The following is a 15,119-nucleotide window of genomic DNA, read 5'->3' on the forward strand; positions in this document are numbered from 1 at the left end:
GACCCTCAGAACGCGTAAGACGCCAGAACGTGGAACAACAGCAGCGCGGGCAACGGCCAAAGCAACAGGATATGCACCCATGTTGGCAATTTGCGGGGCGGCTTGCGGGACGATCCCACGCCGCGTGCGCGCAACTCGTGATCGCCGCCCGTGGCCAGCCCTGCCACCGCACCGATCAGCGTCGTACCAAGGAAACTGACGGCCAGCGCCATGTTCCAGCCTGATCCAAGATTGAGCCCCGTATGCGCCGCAAACCCTGCAATTGCGGCCAGCCCGATGCCGTTATGGACCATGCGCCAACTGTTGAATCCGCCAAGTTTATCCATGAATCGCAACCGCTTACGCAGCCCGATCGTGAACGCGGCGAGCGTGATCCCAAGCAGGATGAAGCCCGACCATTGCTTGACGATATTGTCCCGCCACAGCCAGTCGCGCAGGCTGTCGGCGTCATAGCTGGTGGGCAACGGGATATGGCCGGCAAGAAACGGATAGGCGGCCAGCAAAAGCGCAAGCGCCGAAAGACCAAGCACCGGTTTCCACAACGGGATCGGTTCGGGCTTGGCGCCGGCCTCGATCATCTCGGCAATCTGGGGGCGGCATGTCCCACATACGGTGCTGGCGCCGGTTTCGACGCTGACCGCATCGGGTGTCGTGCAGCCCCCCGCGATGGCCACGCGTACCTGCCCGCATGTCACGCCGGTGCAATTGCACAAGGTCGCGGTGTCTGGCAGGGCGTCGGGGGCCTCTTCGGCCTCGATCCACAATAGCCCTTGTTTGCGGAACCGGAACAGCATCCAAGGGTAAACCGTTGCACCGTTTTGTATCGCGTCCTGCACGCGACTGGTTTGTTCCCAGTCGCCAACGGCCACTGCACCCACCAGTTTGCCGCGTTCCACAAAAATCCGGCGATATCCGCTGTCGTCGCGCCAAGTATGGCTTGCAACATTGGGGCGCACGTCAAGCTGTTCGATCTCGCCGGCCGAGAACACCTCGGCCCCAATCACTTTCAGCTTGGTGGCTGGCTTAGCCCCTGAAAACGCGGCGTTTTTGCCCGCGATGACCTGTGCGGCCACCTCGGCCTGCGCGTAGCCGGGGCCGACCAATCCTTGGAGCTGCCCGTTATGCTCGGCACATTCGCCAACCGCAAAGATGTCCGGGTCGCTGGTTTGCATCTGGTCGTTGACGATGATGCCATGGTTAAAGGCCAAACGCGTGTCGCGGGCCAGATCAATGTTGGCGCGGATACCGGTACAGATGATGACCGTATCGCACTCGATCTTGGTGCCGTCCGACAGCAGCAGACCGTTAACCTTGTGAGTTCCGGTGATCTCGCGCACCGCCACTCCGGTACGAACATCGACGCCCAGAGTTTTGATATCATTGGCGAGTTTTGCGCCACCCTCTTTGTCCAGCTGACGCGGCATCAGGTGACTTTCGTGTTCTACCACGGTCACGGCACATTGGCGGCGACGCATGCCGCGCGCGGCCTCCAGGCCCAGCAAACCACCGCCGATCACGGCCACTTTGCGGGCCGAGAAGGACCGGGCAAGAAGGGCCGAGGCGTCATCGGCGCTGCGGAACCGGTAGACGCCCGACAATTCGCGCCCCGGAATACCCGGCAGGAATGCGCGCGAGCCTGTGGCCATCACCAAACGGTCATAGCTCCACAATGTGCCATCGGCGGTAACTACTTGTTTTTGTTCACGATTGATCCGGGCAACGCGTTGGCCAAGCTGCAGGTTGAATAGCGTTTTGTCGGTTGGCAGATCACCAAATGCGATATCGCCAAACTGTGCATCGCCCCCTAAAAGAGGGGTCAAGCGCACCCGGTTGTAAGGCGGCAGAACCTCGTCGCTTAGCACGGTTGTCGCGATCCCGGCCCGGGTCAGGTTCTGCGCTGCACGTATACCCACCGGACCACCGCCAATGACCAGAACACGCGGACTGTCCGGTGCGGAAAGGTGTGTGTTTTGAGCGGCTTCGGCCTGCAACGACATGACATGTTCCCTGAACGGGGGCCCGCGAAGGCCCCTGTGGCTGAGAGCGTCGTTGCTCGGTTCTTGCTAATCCCTTGCGCCAACCGCCGTTGATTGACGCGCCTCCATTTGCATGGTTGCGGGTTGCGCAAGTCAAGCTTTCGCGCGCGCAGAATCTGCGCCGCACCGCAGAATGTGCGCCGATTGACGGCAATTGGTGCCGAAAGCATCACAATGAAAACTTGCAGGTCTTTTTTAAACTCTTCGACCTCGATTTAGGCAAAATTAAAACTTTGGACGCCTGCGCCACCTGATATCTGCCACGAAACGAGGACAAGATCACCGGACGGTGAGGCAGGTTTGATTTGGTGGAACACCGGTTTTTGGGCACAGTTCGGGCAACTCGAATCCAGATCGTTGCGGAGGCCGACAATGCGTCAACTTTTCCTTTCCACCGTCTTTGCGGGGGTGTCTGTCGCCCTGTCGCCGATGGCCCACGCGGCCGAGGGAGAGCGGGTGCGCGTGACGGGCGAGATCATCGACACGTGGTGCTATTTCTCGGGCGTGATGGGCGGTCCGGACGCGGTGGTCGGCTCGGCGCATCATACCTGCGCGCTGTGGTGTTCGGCCGGCGGCATCCCGGTTGGCCTGTTGGGCGAAGATGGCGAGGTGTATATGGTGCTGAAGATCGGTGCCGATGATGGTTCGGCAAGCGGTGACACGCAGTTGACCCTGGCCAGCCACGAGATTGTCGCCGACGGGCTGCTGTATCAGCGCGACGGGCTGAACTATATCGTCGTCGAAGAGGTGGTGGCCGACAACGACATCACCAATCTGAACCACGAAGATTACGGCCCCGTGCCGCCCTTCGCCATTCCCAACCCCAACAAGTGAGGCACGTGATGAAACGTCTGATTGCAGCTTTGTGCCTGTTGGCCGCCCCCATTGCCGCACCGGTTTCTGCGCAGGATTTCTCGGAAGGGTCCGAGGCGCGGTCGTGGAACCTTTACGCCGAGCAACCGGCCCGGTTCGAGGCGCAGGTGGTGGATATCCTGTGCGAGCTCAGCGGCAACTGTCCCGACAATTGCGGCGATGGCCGCCGGCAGCTGGGCCTGCTGCGTGCCGCCGATGGTGTGCTGGTTTACCCCAACAAGAACAGCCAGCCGGCCTTTACCGGCGCGGCGGTGGAACTGCTGCCCTATTGCGGTCAGCAGGTTGAGGTGGACGGGTTGATGATCGATGATCCCGATCTGGGTGCGATCAACATCTATCTGGTGCAAAAGATCCGCACCGTGGGCGCCGAGGAATGGGTGAAGGCCAACCGCTGGACCAAGGTTTGGGCGGAGAACCACCCCGAGGCCAAGGGCAAGGGCCCGTGGTTCCGCCGTGACCCGCGCGTCAAGGCCGAGATTGCCGCCGAAGGCTTCACTGGGCTGGGTGTGGAGGCCGAGCAGACCTTTATCAAGGAACTGTTCGAATGAAGGCGGCGCTGGCCTTTTGCATGATGGTGGGGGCCGCCTTGGCCCCGGCTTTGGCCCATGATGGCGTGGTGCACAAGAACGCCGAAGAGGCGGCGCGCCACCGGGCCGCGACGGCCAAGCCGCTGCCGCCACTGGCCTTGCCCACGACACTGCCGTTTGACGTTGGCGGGCCATTTGATCTGGTGGATCACCACGGTCAGCCCCGCAGCCAGGTGGACCCGGACGGGCGGTATCAGCTGCTGTTCTTTGGCTATGCCAACTGCCCGTCGATCTGCGCCGTGGCCATGCCGCTGATGGCGGATGTCACGACCACGCTGGCCGGGCAGGGCATCGCCGTGCGCCCGGTGATGATCACCGTGGACCCCAAGCGCGATCAGGTGGGCAACATGGCCGAGCCATTGGGCGCGCTGCACCCCGATTTTGTTGGCCTGACCGGCAGCCCCGAGGCGTTGCAGGTGGCCTATGACGCCTATCGGGTCGAGATCGAGCATGTGTTCGACGACCCCGAATACGGCGCGGTCTTTTCCCATGGCAGCCATGTGTATCTGCTGGACGCATCGGGCGAAGTGCTGACATTGTTGCCGCCCATTCTGGACGCGGCGCGGGTGTCGCAGATCGTGGCGAATTACGCGCAGAACAGCTAGGTGTCGTGATCGGGGTGCTGGTTCGACCGCACCCCGGCATTCCATTCCAGATCTCGTGCTGCCTCGTCGTCGGTTTTGACCGGAAGCGCGGGTAAGTTGTCGAAAAAGCTGCACTTGCTTTCGGTGTTGACCTGAACGGCGGGGGCGGCCATTTCGGGCGTATCCAGCGAGCCGATGGACAGCTCGACCCCACCTTCATACGCATAAGTCAGCGGAGTGCCGCAATTGCCGCAGAACCCGCGCCAGTTGCGGTTCGAGCTGTCAAACCGTGCCGGTTGTCCGCGTGTCCATTCCAGCCCATGCGCGGTGACCAGCGGGCCGAAGAACCCGCCAAAAGCCTTTTGGCACATCCTGCAATGACAGATCGAGGCGCGGCCGAGCCGTGCAAAACGGTACCGCACTGCGCCGCATTGGCAGCCGCCGGTGTTCAGACAGGTCTGGGTCATTGGGCCTCCGGTCGGTGGGCGCGGCGGGGTGATCCGCCGCGCCCCTGCACTATGCCTTGAAGATCGAGTTTCCGCCATCGGCAAGCATGGCCGTGCCAGTGACAAACGAAGCGGCATCCGACAGAAGGAACGCCGCCGCCTGCGCGATCTCTTCTGGCTGGGCCATGCGTTTGAGCGCATGCATGCCGGCCACGGCCTCGTGAAAGGCTGCGTCGTCGCCGGCCATGGGGGTCAGTGTGCCGCCCGGCAGCAGGGCATTGACGCGAATGCCGGCGGCCCCGTGCTCGGCCGCCAGAACCTGCGTCAGGCCGATCAGCCCGGCCTTGGAGGCCGCATAGGCCGCCATGCCCGGCAGACCAATCGTGTGGCCCACAAAGGACGACGTAAAGACCAGCGACCCGCCATCCGTCATCGCAGGGATCTGGTATTTGGCCGACAGGAAGGCCGAGGTCAGGTTGACCTGCATTGCATTGTCCCACGCCTCGGCGGTCATGTCCGGCACCGGGCCCATTTCGCCCAGAGTACCCGCATTGTTGAAAGCGCCGTGCAAACCGCCAAACGTGTCGAGCGCCAGGTCAACCGCGCCTTTGGCGGTCTCTGGCTGCGCCACGTCCCCGACCAGAAAGGCGGCATGCGGCAGTTCGGCGGCAAGGGCCTGCAGGGGATCGGCCCGGCGGGCCACCAGCACCAGTTTTGCCCCTTGCGCCGCGCAAAGCCGCGCGGCCGACGCGCCGATCCCGGAACTGGCACCGGTAATGATGAGGGTCTTGTCGTGCAGCATCTGAATTCTCCGATAAGTCATGCTGCAGGGTTGGTAATGTGGGGCGTATTGCCGGCGCGACCCGGTTCCTGCGGGAAGCCACTTTACACCGCCCACAGGTTGCCTATTGTCGCCGCACCATGCGTTGCGGGCGTGATGGAATGGTAGACATATCGGACTTAAAATCCGAAGGGCCTATGCCCGTGTGGGTTCGAGTCCCACCGCCCGCACCACTGCACATCCTTTCGCTCTTTATCGCTGGCGGACATATCGGCAAAGGTACCGGCATTTGTCCGGCGGGTGGCCAGCCGGCCATCGAAGGCCGGTTGGCGTTGCGCATCAGCTGAGCTGTTCGAACAGTCGGGCGACAGCTTCGGCGCCCGGGTCGTTGTGGCCTTCCAGCTGTGCGGCATTCACATAGGCGGCGCGCCCGGCTTTGGCCTGCAGCATTGCGGCGGTGGCATTTGCACCGGCGCGCGCGGCGGCAGCCGCGGCAGGAATGCCGCCGGGCAGGGCGTCGAGCGCGGGGTGCATGGCATCCACCATCGTCCGGTCGCCAAGCTCGGCCCCGCCGATCTCCTGCATTCGGGTCAGACCTGCCTTCAGCGCGTCGATGGTCGACACGCCACTGCTGGCAGCATCCCCAGCGGCGGCAAAGAAGATCGCCAGCAATACACCGGACGAGCCGCCCATCGTCTGTGACAATTCCTGTCCAAGGGCGCGGAACAGCTGTGTGTGATCGGCCAATGGCAGGTCGTCCATGGCCGATTGCAGGGCGCGCGCGGCGTTGGCCAGCGTGCTGCCCGTGTCGCCGTCGCCCGATTTGGCGTCCAGCGCGTTCAGGTCCGCCTCGGCGTTGATCATGATCTGGCAGACATGGGTCAGAAAGGCGCGGGTGTCGGGGTGATCCGACGCGGGCGGGCGGATCGGTGACAGGCCGTCGGGCAGTGCGGCGGTAGCGATCGACGTGATCTGCGACAGGCCGGGCCACGCCGCCATGGGGACGTCAGCGCCCAGCGCGGCGACCTCATCCGGTGCAGCCTCGAGCAGGGAGATCGAGAAGCCGCGCATATCCAGCGACGTCATCAGCGCCGCCGGGCCCACCACCGCGGTGACCTTGCCCGCCAATGGGCCACTGAACAGTTCATGCGCCAGAACCGCCGTTTCCAGAACCGAACAGCCGCCCAGGTTGTTCAACAGCGCCACATGGGACCCGTCGCCCATGCCGGCGGCCAGTTTCTCGGACACCGCGGCCATAGCGTTGCGGGCGGTGTCGAACGGCACCTGTTCCACACCCGGCTCGCCGTGAATGCCCAGGCCCAGTTCGGCCATACCGGCGGGGATGCGCGCCTCTTTCGGGGCGCCGGGCACGGTGCAGGTGTCCAGCGACATGCCGATGGACCGTGTGCGCGCGATCACACTTTCGGCGCGGTCGGCGACTGTGTCCAGATCGGCCCCGCCTTCGGCCAGCGCCCCGGCAATCTTGTGCACGAACAGCGTGCCCGCCAGCCCGCGCGCCTGAGGCAGGTCGGGCAGGGCGATGTCGTCATCCACAATCACCATGCGCACCTTCAGGCCAAAGGCCCGCGCGCGTTCGGCGGCCAGCCCGAAATTCAGCCGGTCGCCGGTGTAGTTCTTGACAATCAGCAGGCACCCCGCCGGCCCCGTGACCGCCAGGATCCCCGCCAGCACGGCATCGACCGAGGGCGAGGCGAACACGTCGCCGCACACCGCCGCCGTCAACATGCCCGGCCCCACGAACCCGCCATGCGACGGTTCGTGCCCCGAGCCGCCGCCCGACACCAGCGCCACGCGGGATTTGTCCCAATCGTTGCGCAGCACCACGCGGATATGCGGATAGCCGTCCAGCCGCGCCAAGGCCCCGCCCGAGGCCGCCACAAGGCCGTCGATGGCCTCGGTCACGATATCCGCTTTTTCGTTCAGAAATTGGGTCATGATGGGTCCTCCTCAGGCCACGCGATTGCCGCTGGCGTCGAAATAGAACGGCCGCTGGGGCCGGATTTTCACGATGTCGCCGGCCCGCAGGGTGGTGTGCGGCTCGGTCACGGTTACAAGGTCATGCTCGTGCAGCGACAGGTGCAGGCGGGTCTGGTCGCCCAAGCGTTCCACGCGGGTCACCAGGCTGTCTTGCCCGTCGCCCTGCGCGATCTGTTCGGGACGCAGGCCAATGGTGGTGGCGCCCGACGGTGCGCCGGCAAACAGGTCCGCCGGCAGCAGGTTGATACGCGGCTGTCCCAGCCGCCCGGCGGCGTATTGGCTGACGGGATCCTCGTAGATCTCGCGCGGGGTGCCGAACTGCACCAGCGCCCCCTGATCCAGCACGCCGACATGGGTGGCCATGGTCATCGCCTCAATCTGGTCATGGGTCACGTAAAGCAGCGTGGCGCCGGATTCCGCCTGAATGCTTTTCAACTCGATCCGCAGATCGGCGCGCAGCTTGGCGTCGAGCGAGCTGAGCGGTTCGTCCATCAGATAGACCTGCGGATCGCGCACCAGCGCCCGGCCGATCGAGACGCGCTGCATCTCGCCGCCCGACAGCTCGGTTGCCTTGTTGTCCAGCTTGTGGCTGATCTGCAGGGTCTCGGCCACCTGAGCCACGCGCGCGGTGATCTGATCCTGGGGCGTGCGCAGCAGGGGGGATTTCAGCGGAAAGGCCAGATTCTCGCGCACGGTCAGGTGCGGATAAAGCGAGTATTGCTGAAACACCATCGCCACGTTGCGCTGCGCAGGTGTCAGGCCCGCCATCGACTGGCCGTTGATCCGCACATCGCCCGCATCAGGCGTATCCAGCCCCGACACCATGCGCAACGTGGTGGTTTTGCCCGCGCCGGTGGGCCCCAGCAGCACCACGAAGGCGCCATCGGGCACGGTCATCGACACATTGTTCAGCGCCACCGTGTCGCCGAAGCTCTTGGTCACGTTATCCAGTACAATCTCAGCCATTGGACAGCACCTTTGCATTCGCGTCAGACAACAGCGCGCGGCCCTTGTCACATTCAAAAAGGGTCAGGGTGCGGGCATCGAAATCCAGCCCGGTGCGCGCGCCGATCTGCACCTTGCGGTCCGATGGGATGCGCGCCTTGACCTCGCCATGGGGCGTGTTCAGCGTGATGATCTGCGTGGTGCCCAGATATTCGGCCGCCACAACCTCGCCCCGATAGGGCGCATCGTCCAGCAGGCGGATATGTTCGGGCCGCACCCCCAGCGCCAGCTTGCCATGCGCCCCGTCGCGTTGGGTGGGCACGGGGATCGTGGCCTCGCCCAGCGAGACCTGATCGGTGCCCGCGCCAACCATGCCGTCGAACCGCAGGAAGTTCATGGGCGGCGAGCCGATGAAGCTGGCCACGAACATGGTGGCGGGCCAGTCATAAATGTCTTGCGGCACGCCGAACTGTTCCACCACGCCGTGGTTCATCACCACGATCTTGTCGCCCATCTGCATCGCCTCAAGCTGATCATGGGTCACATAGACGGTGGTGGCGCCCATGCGGTCGTGCAGCGCGCGCAGCTCTTCGGCCATATGCTCGCGGAACTCGGCATCCAGTGCGCCCAGCGGTTCGTCCATAAAAAACGCCCGCGGCTCGCGCACGATGGCGCGGCCCAGCGCCACGCGCTGGCGGTCGCCGCCCGACAGACCGCCCACCGGACGGTCCAGAATGTCGGTGATGCCCAGTATCTCGGCCACTTCGCCCACCTTGGCGCGGACCTGCGGCCGGGCCATACCCTGGCTGAGCAGCGGATAGCTGATATTGCGCCGCACGTTCATGTGCGGGTACAGCGCGAACATCTGGAACACAAAGGCGATATCACGCTGGCTGGCGGGTTTCTGGCCCACCGCATCGCCGTCGATAAAGACCTCACCGGCGGTTGGCAGCTCCAGCCCCGCCATCATCCGCAGCGTCGTCGTCTTGCCACAGCCCGAGGGGCCCAGCAGCATGAAGAATTCGCCATCTTCAATGGTGAAGCTCGAGGATTGCACCGCCGTGAACGCGCCAAATTCCTTGCGCAGGCTTTCTATTCTGATCTGCGCCATGGGTTACTCCGGGAAATGGCTGACGATGATGAACATGACGGTGCCCACCAGCGTGACGATGAAGGAATAGGAGAACAGCGCCAGCACGAAGGGCTGCATCATCATGACCACGCCGATCGCGATGAGGATCGAGGCGACCATCTCCCACGGGCCGCGCCGCAGGCGCAGCAGGTTGTTGAAAAAGCTGGTCATCATTTGCGAACGGCTCCGAATGTGATCCCGCGCAACAGGTGTTTGCGCAGCAGGATGGTGAAGACCATGACCGGCACCAGGAACAGCGTGGCGCCCGCGGCCACGGCGGGCCAGTCCTGCCCGCCCACACCGATGATGGTGGGGATAAAGGGCGGCGCGGTCTGCGCGGTGCCCGAGGTCAGCAGTACGGCAAAGGCGTATTCGTTCCAGGCGAAGATCAGGCAGAAGATCGCGGTTGAGGCAATGCCGGTGGCCGCCTGTGGCAGCACCACCTTATAAAAGGCCTGAAAGCGTGTGTATCCGTCGATCAGGGCGGCCTCTTCATATTCCACCGGTATCTCGTCGATGAAACCTTTCAAAAGCCAGACAGACAGCGACAGGTTCACGGCGGTATAAAGCAGGATCATCCCCGCATGCGTGTCGTTCAACCCCAGCGTGCGGAACATCAGAAAGATCGGGATGGCCACGGCGATGGGGGGCATCATCCGGGTCGACAGGATGAAGAACAACAGGTCGTCCTTCAGTGGCACCCGGAACCGCGAGAACGCATAAGCCGCCGCGGTGCCCAGGATGATACACAGGAAGGTCGAGCCAAAGCCGATGATGATCGAGTTCAGGAACCGTTCGCCATAGCGCGACGGGCCGGCGATGATCATGTCGTATTGACGCACGATCCGGTCGTACCACGTGGTGGGCGGGCCCAGTTCGGCCAGGGTTTCCTCGGTCACCCGCGTGCGGGTGGTGAAGAGGTTCACGTAGCCTTCCAGCGTTGGTTCAAACACAACCTTGGGCGGATAGGCGATGGCATCGGCGGGGGATTTGAACCCGGTGGCGATGATCCACAGCAAGGGCAGAATGGTGATGACCGCGTAGAGGATCACAAGGATCCCGGCCATCCATTTCTGCCGCAGCGACGGTTCGGTGACGGAATAGCTGCTCATTGGTTTTCCTCGCCACAGGCGATGTTGGTGCAAGAGGTGGGGACGGTGCGGCGCAGGGCTGCGCGCGACCGCGGGTGGGGGTGAAGCCCCCGCCCATGGGGGCGGTCGGGGGCTGCCCGGCGGTGCCCGCCGTGCGGGTGATTGAGGGACTTGTCGGGCATCATCACCGCTCCTTCACCTTGTTCAGGGCTTTGACGTAAATCGACGCGAGGCCAAACACCGTGACAAACAGGATCACCGCATAGGCCGAGGCATAGCCGGTGCGCCATTTCTCGAACGCTTCGCGCTTGAGGTTGATCGAGGTCAGCTCGGTCGTGGACCCCGGCCCGCCGCCGGTCAGCTGCACCACCAGATCGAACATCTTGAAGTTTTCGATCCCGCGAAACAGCACCGCCAGCATCAGAAAGGGCAGCACCATCGGGATGGTGATTGTCCAGAACTGCCGCCATTTGCTGGCGCGGTCGCATTCGGCGGCCTCGTAGATGCTGTCGGGGATGGACCTGAGGCCCGCCAGACAGATCAGCATCACAAAGGGTGTCCACATCCACGTGTCCACGATGACAATGGCCCATGGCGCCAACGCCACCTCGCCGATCATCGAGAAACTGGACGGGTCCACGCCGGAAAAGAACGCGACGATGTAGTTGAACAGGCCAATTTGCGGCTGATACAGGAAGGTCCAGAAATTACCGACCACCGCGGGGCTGAGCATCATGGGCAGCACGATGATCGTGGTCCACAGGTCGTTGCCCTTGAATTTCTTGTTGATCAGGTAGGCCAAGGTAAAGCCGATCAGCACCTGGATCACGATCGTGCTGATCAGGAAATGCGCCGTGGCCTGCATGGTGATCCACGTGTCTTCGTCGGTCAGGATGCGCTCGTAATTGCGCAGCCCGATATAGTCGACCTCGCGGTTCCGGTTGGCCTTGAAATTGGTGAAGCTCAGATTGATCGTCCAGATCAGCGGAAAGATGTTCACCGCGAGCAACAGGAAGATCGACGGGCCCACGAAGATCCACGCGATCGCGCGGTCTGACAACCCGCGCACGCGGTTCGCGATCCCGGGCGGTGTGGCTTGGGCCAGCTTATCTGCCGGTGAGTTTGCCATTTCTGTCCCTTTCGTCAGGCAAGCCGGGGCCGGTCACCCCAAGGGGCGGCGCGGGACGTGCTGACGTATTGAGTGGTTGGGGGGAGAGGGCCGGGCCGCAGATGCGCAGCCCGGCCAGTGTTCTTACAGTTTGCCTTCGTCTTCGAAGACTTCGGTCCAGTCTTCGATCAGCTTGTCCAGCGCCTCTTTCGCGGTGCCACGGTCGGCCACCACATAGTCATGAACACGCTTCTGCATGGCCAGCAGCAGTTCGGCATAGGCCGGCTCCTGCCAGAAATCCTGCACGCTTTCCATCGCTTCGAGGAAGTCACCGGCAAAGGGTGCGCTGTCGACAAAGCCGGGATCGTTCAGAACCGAGTTATGGGCCGAATAGCCGCCAAGCTCCCACCAGGTGGCCTGGATGTCGGGCTGTGCGAACCACTTGATGTATTCCAGCGCGGCCTCTTGCTTGTCCGAATAGGCCACGACCGAGATACCCTGACCACCCAGGGTCGAACCGGCCTGGTTCTGCGGCGGGTTCACGAAGAAGTCGATCTTGTCGCCACCGGTGTTCGGATCGGCATAAAGGCCGGGGAAGAACGCGAACCAGTTCATCGCCATGGCGACCTGACCGGATTTGAACGCGTCCAGACCCTGTTCCATGTAGCTGTCCGAATAGCCCGGTGGGGTCGCGGTTTCATAGAACTCTTTGTAGAATTCCAGCGCTTCCACAGCCTCGGCCGAGTTGACGGCACCTTCCATGTCATAGGAACCCGGGGTGTTTTCATACTTAAAGCCCCAGGGGTAAAGCGCGCCGGTCACACCCATGGTGATGCCTTCCGAGCCACGCTCGGTAAAGATCGCGGCGCCATAGCGGGTCTCGCCATCGATCTCGCGGCCCTGGAAGAACTGCGCAATCTCCAGCATCTCGCGCTGGGTCTTGGGTTCACCCAGATCGCGGCCGGTTTCGGCCTTGAACGCGGCCTTGATGTCGTCACGTTCGAACCAGTCCTTGCGATAGAACCAGCCATTGGCATCGCCCATGGCGGGCAGGGCGTAATAGTTCGGCGTGCCCTTGGGCCAGGTCGAATAGGCGTAAACGGTGGCCGGGGCGAAGTCGTCCATGCTGATGCCTTCGGCATCGAAGAAATCGTTCAGCTTGACGTAATGCCCGTTCTCGGCGCCGCCGCCGATCCACTGGCTGTCGCCGATCAGCAGGTCACAGAGTTTCCCGCCCGAGTTCAGCTCGTTCAGCATCCGGTCGGCAAAGTTCGGCCATGGCACGAACTCGAAGCTCATGGAGTGGCCCGACTTGGCCTCGAAATCCTTGCTCAGTTCCACCAGCGCGTTGGCGGGGTCCCATGCAGCCCAGCACAGCGTCAGATCGTCAGCCTGCGCAACGGATGCGCCGGCCATCACAACGGCCACAGCTGTGGTCCGCAGAATAATCGGTTTCATTATGGCTTTCCTCCCATGAATGGCCGCGAACACACCGCGACTCATCGTGTCATTGACGGTAAATGAGGTGCGTACATCAAATCAAGAAGTTTTTGAGGTGCGTACATCAGAATGCTTGCAAAGCCCCGCGAATTCAGGGATATTCCATGATCAAACGACCCGGAAAACAGGCCGATATCAGCGATGCGCCCCACGACCAAAGACCTTGCCAAAGCTGCCGGAGTCAGCCTTGCAACCGTGGACAGGGTGCTGAATGAGCGCCCCGGCGTGCATCGCAAGACGGTGGAGCGGGTCAACCAGGCGATCGAGAAGATTGGCTTTGTGCGCAACCTGTCGGCGGCCAATCTGGCGCGACAGCGCAACTATCGGTTTCTGTTTGTTCTGCCAAAGCTTGGGGATCAGTTCCTTGCCGGTTTGCTGGCCCAGATCGACGAGGCCGGGCGCGCGTTTTCATCCGAGATGATTCAGGTGGAGCATGCGCAGATCGACGAATCCGATCCGCACCTGATCGCCAATTTCCTGTCGGACCTAGATGCCGAAGCCTTGGACGGGGTGGCGATCATGGCGCCGGAATCACCCCCCGTGCGCGACGCCATCCGCCGGCTGTCAGAGCGCGGGGTGCATGCCGTATCGTTCATCGCCGGGCAGGCCGAACAGTCGGAGGGCGATTTTGTTGGCATCGACAACGCCGCCGCCGGGGCCACTGCCGGGCAGTTGCTACGCCGTTTCCTTGCCCCGACCGAGGGTAAGGTGCTGGTCATCGCGGATTCGATGCAGGCCCGCGACAGCCTTGAACGTCGGCGGGGGTTTGACCAGGTCATGGTGGCCGAGGCGGGCGGGCTGACCGTGCTGCCATCGCTGGAAACCTACGGCGATGTGATCCGCACCCGCCGGGTCATCGCCGCCGCGGTCGAGGCGCATCCCGACATCGTCGGCATCTATGTCATGAGCGCCGAGGCCCGCACGCCCCTTGCTGCCCTGTCTCAGGCCCGCGATCTGTCAGACCTTGTGATCATCGCGCATGAGCGCACGCCGTTCACAACCTTGTCGTTGCAATGCGGCCAGATCGACGCCGTCATCGCGCAGAATCCGGGCCACCTTGTGCGCTCGGCCATCCGCATCCTGCGCGCCCGCAGCGATCAGCGACCGCCGCTGGCCTCGCAGGAAACCATCCGGATCGAGATCCTGTTGAAAGAAAACCTCTGACCCCTTGCGCAGGCGCGGCCAAGCCATTAAACGCTCTGCACGCGTAAATACGCATTGTCTGCCGTTCACCGCCAGACGCCGCTGTAGCTCAGCTGGTAGAGCACGTCATTCGTAATTAGCGGGTCCCCGCGAGAATGACTTGCAAAACCAAAGAGTTCGAGGCACAGGAGAAGAACTAGTAGGGCCATAGTAGGGTCCAGGAAGCCGCTGTAGCTCAGCTGGTAGAGCACGTCATTCGTAATGATGGGGTCGGGGGTTCGAGTCCCTTCAGCGGCACCAGTTCTTCAATAAAATCAGAATCTTAATAAGAAGACACTCGCTTGGCCAATGGCGAGCGCCTGCTTCGATCCCCAATGCAGACACGCTTGTGCGGCTGCAGCATTGGCGCGAAAGCTGCCGTTCGCTTGACCCGCCGTTCCCCCGACACTGCGACACTCAGACGTCTGACCAATCACTGCGACCGGCTCCCTGAGTTTGGCCCATAGGCTGAGCGGCGAAGCCGCGAAATCCGACGCGAACGCAATCCTCACTGCCAAGGCAACTGTAGTTCGCGCAATCACGGACGCAGCCGCAAAACACAATCCCCATAGCAGCGAAAGCTCCCCGCGCCTTTCTCCTTGTCAGGTTTATCGCCGCTGCAGCTCACGCCGAATAGCAGCCACAAACCTTAGACGAATCTGACGTTGACTTCATGCAGCGGAGTCACTGCTTCGAAGGCGTTCTCGAAGAAGTGGTCGGTCGGCTCCTGAACCACGCCCCGCTCTCGATCATGGGGCTGGACAAGCCTTCACTTGACGCGTTGAGGCCAGCAAAGAAAGTGTACTGCAACGAATTTGTGGTTCGGACTTCATTCTAATCTTCGAAGATCATTCAG

Annotated in this window: 15 protein-coding genes and 2 tRNA genes; 7 read left to right on the top strand and 10 right to left on the bottom strand. The window is 62.7% G+C overall.

The genetic code is table 11. The features are described 5' to 3' along the window. Positions 1-5: 5 nt before the first annotated feature. Positions 6-1,997 carry an FAD-dependent oxidoreductase gene (locus ACMU_RS16460; protein ID WP_051588405.1) on the bottom strand — a complete coding sequence of 664 codons (1,992 nt, stop codon included), beginning with the start codon at positions 1,995-1,997 and terminating at the stop codon, positions 6-8. Positions 1,998-2,086: 89 nt separating this feature from the next. On the opposite strand from ACMU_RS16460, the gene ACMU_RS16465 reads away from it, so the two are divergent. From ACMU_RS16465 to ACMU_RS16480, 4 genes are all read left to right on the top strand, one after another. Continuing rightward, positions 2,087-2,290, top strand: coding sequence for a hypothetical protein (locus ACMU_RS16465; RefSeq protein WP_035261750.1), 204 nt, complete (start codon positions 2,087-2,089; stop codon positions 2,288-2,290). Positions 2,291-2,408: 118 nt separating this feature from the next. Beyond that, entirely contained in the window at positions 2,409-2,870 is a 462-nt protein-coding gene (locus ACMU_RS16470; protein ID WP_035261752.1) for a hypothetical protein, read from the top strand. A gap of 8 nt (positions 2,871-2,878) precedes the next feature. Then, positions 2,879-3,457, top strand: a complete 579-nt coding sequence (locus ACMU_RS16475) for a hypothetical protein (protein WP_035261755.1) — start codon at positions 2,879-2,881, stop codon at positions 3,455-3,457. Beyond that, on the top strand, positions 3,454-4,101 hold the full coding sequence (locus ACMU_RS16480) for an SCO family protein (protein ID WP_051588406.1): 648 nt from the start codon (positions 3,454-3,456) through the stop codon (positions 4,099-4,101). Before ACMU_RS16475 ends, ACMU_RS16480 begins: the two co-directional genes overlap by 4 nt. Here the strand turns inward: ACMU_RS16480 and ACMU_RS16485 are convergent. Then, complete coding sequence (locus tag ACMU_RS16485; protein ID WP_035261758.1) at positions 4,098-4,547, bottom strand: GFA family protein; 450 nt, start codon at positions 4,545-4,547, stop codon at positions 4,098-4,100. The genes ACMU_RS16480 and ACMU_RS16485 overlap by 4 nt on opposite strands. A gap of 49 nt (positions 4,548-4,596) precedes the next feature. Continuing rightward, the gene (locus tag ACMU_RS16490; RefSeq protein WP_035261760.1) at positions 4,597-5,328 is read right to left on the bottom strand and encodes an SDR family oxidoreductase; all 732 of its coding nucleotides are present in this window, start codon (positions 5,326-5,328) and stop codon (positions 4,597-4,599) included. 126 nt (positions 5,329-5,454) lie between these two features. On the opposite strand from ACMU_RS16490, the gene ACMU_RS16495 reads away from it, so the two are divergent. Beyond that, positions 5,455-5,540 (top strand) — tRNA-Leu (locus tag ACMU_RS16495). Positions 5,541-5,646: 106 nt separating this feature from the next. Here ACMU_RS16495 and ACMU_RS16500 read toward each other — a convergent pair. The 7 genes from ACMU_RS16500 to ACMU_RS16530 form a co-directional block, all read right to left on the bottom strand. Beyond that, positions 5,647-7,263 (bottom strand): dihydroxyacetone kinase subunit DhaK, encoded by a 1,617-nt coding sequence (locus ACMU_RS16500; RefSeq protein WP_035261761.1) that lies wholly within the window; start codon positions 7,261-7,263, stop codon positions 5,647-5,649. A gap of 12 nt (positions 7,264-7,275) precedes the next feature. Beyond that, positions 7,276-8,271, bottom strand: a complete 996-nt coding sequence (locus ACMU_RS16505; RefSeq protein WP_035261765.1) for an ABC transporter ATP-binding protein — start codon at positions 8,269-8,271, stop codon at positions 7,276-7,278. Next, complete coding sequence (locus ACMU_RS16510) at positions 8,264-9,361, bottom strand: ABC transporter ATP-binding protein (RefSeq protein ID WP_035261767.1); 1,098 nt, start codon at positions 9,359-9,361, stop codon at positions 8,264-8,266. Before ACMU_RS16510 ends, ACMU_RS16505 begins: the two co-directional genes overlap by 8 nt. Before the next feature lie 3 nt (positions 9,362-9,364). Next, complete coding sequence (locus tag ACMU_RS16515; RefSeq protein ID WP_035261840.1) at positions 9,365-9,553, bottom strand: hypothetical protein; 189 nt, start codon at positions 9,551-9,553, stop codon at positions 9,365-9,367. Further along, entirely contained in the window at positions 9,553-10,494 is a 942-nt protein-coding gene (locus ACMU_RS16520) for a carbohydrate ABC transporter permease (RefSeq protein ID WP_035261770.1), read from the bottom strand. Before ACMU_RS16520 ends, ACMU_RS16515 begins: the two co-directional genes overlap by 1 nt. Positions 10,495-10,657: 163 nt before the next feature. Then, positions 10,658-11,602, bottom strand: a complete 945-nt coding sequence (locus ACMU_RS16525) for a carbohydrate ABC transporter permease (RefSeq protein ID WP_035261773.1) — start codon at positions 11,600-11,602, stop codon at positions 10,658-10,660. 123 nt (positions 11,603-11,725) lie between these two features. After that, positions 11,726-13,039: an ABC transporter substrate-binding protein gene (locus ACMU_RS16530; protein WP_035261775.1), complete on the bottom strand. Its 1,314-nt coding sequence runs from the start codon at positions 13,037-13,039 to the stop codon at positions 11,726-11,728. A 183-nt stretch (positions 13,040-13,222) separates the two neighbouring features. Between ACMU_RS16530 and ACMU_RS16535 the strand changes: the two genes are divergently transcribed. Both ACMU_RS16535 and ACMU_RS16540 read left to right on the top strand, forming a co-directional pair. Then, positions 13,223-14,245, top strand: a complete 1,023-nt coding sequence (locus ACMU_RS16535; protein WP_035261777.1) for a LacI family DNA-binding transcriptional regulator — start codon at positions 13,223-13,225, stop codon at positions 14,243-14,245. Between the two features lie 203 nt (positions 14,246-14,448). Next, positions 14,449-14,524: transfer RNA gene (locus ACMU_RS16540), tRNA-Thr, on the top strand. Positions 14,525-15,119 lie beyond the last annotated feature (595 nt).

Origin of the sequence: Actibacterium mucosum KCTC 23349 (assembly GCF_000647975.1) — a bacterium.
Classification (GTDB): Bacteria; Pseudomonadota; Alphaproteobacteria; order Rhodobacterales; family Rhodobacteraceae; genus Actibacterium; species Actibacterium mucosum.

Coding starts and splice junctions, on each gene's coding strand:
- ACMU_RS16500 (WP_035261761.1), bottom strand. CDS start 7,263: ATGACCCAATTTCTGAACGAAAAAGCGGATATCGTGACCGAGGCCATC.
- ACMU_RS16530 (WP_035261775.1), bottom strand. CDS start 13,039: ATGAAACCGATTATTCTGCGGACCACAGCTGTGGCCGTTGTGATGGCC.
- ACMU_RS16525 (WP_035261773.1), bottom strand. CDS start 11,602: ATGGCAAACTCACCGGCAGATAAGCTGGCCCAAGCCACACCGCCCGGG.
- ACMU_RS16470 (WP_035261752.1), top strand. CDS start 2,409: ATGCGTCAACTTTTCCTTTCCACCGTCTTTGCGGGGGTGTCTGTCGCC.
- ACMU_RS16490 (WP_035261760.1), bottom strand. CDS start 5,328: ATGCTGCACGACAAGACCCTCATCATTACCGGTGCCAGTTCCGGGATC.
- ACMU_RS16480 (WP_051588406.1), top strand. CDS start 3,454: ATGAAGGCGGCGCTGGCCTTTTGCATGATGGTGGGGGCCGCCTTGGCC.
- ACMU_RS16460 (WP_051588405.1), bottom strand. CDS start 1,997: ATGTCGTTGCAGGCCGAAGCCGCTCAAAACACACACCTTTCCGCACCG.
- ACMU_RS16535 (WP_035261777.1), top strand. CDS start 13,223: ATGCGCCCCACGACCAAAGACCTTGCCAAAGCTGCCGGAGTCAGCCTT.
- ACMU_RS16515 (WP_035261840.1), bottom strand. CDS start 9,553: ATGACCAGCTTTTTCAACAACCTGCTGCGCCTGCGGCGCGGCCCGTGG.
- ACMU_RS16485 (WP_035261758.1), bottom strand. CDS start 4,547: ATGACCCAGACCTGTCTGAACACCGGCGGCTGCCAATGCGGCGCAGTG.
- ACMU_RS16505 (WP_035261765.1), bottom strand. CDS start 8,271: ATGGCTGAGATTGTACTGGATAACGTGACCAAGAGCTTCGGCGACACG.
- ACMU_RS16510 (WP_035261767.1), bottom strand. CDS start 9,361: ATGGCGCAGATCAGAATAGAAAGCCTGCGCAAGGAATTTGGCGCGTTC.
- ACMU_RS16520 (WP_035261770.1), bottom strand. CDS start 10,494: ATGAGCAGCTATTCCGTCACCGAACCGTCGCTGCGGCAGAAATGGATG.
- ACMU_RS16475 (WP_035261755.1), top strand. CDS start 2,879: ATGAAACGTCTGATTGCAGCTTTGTGCCTGTTGGCCGCCCCCATTGCC.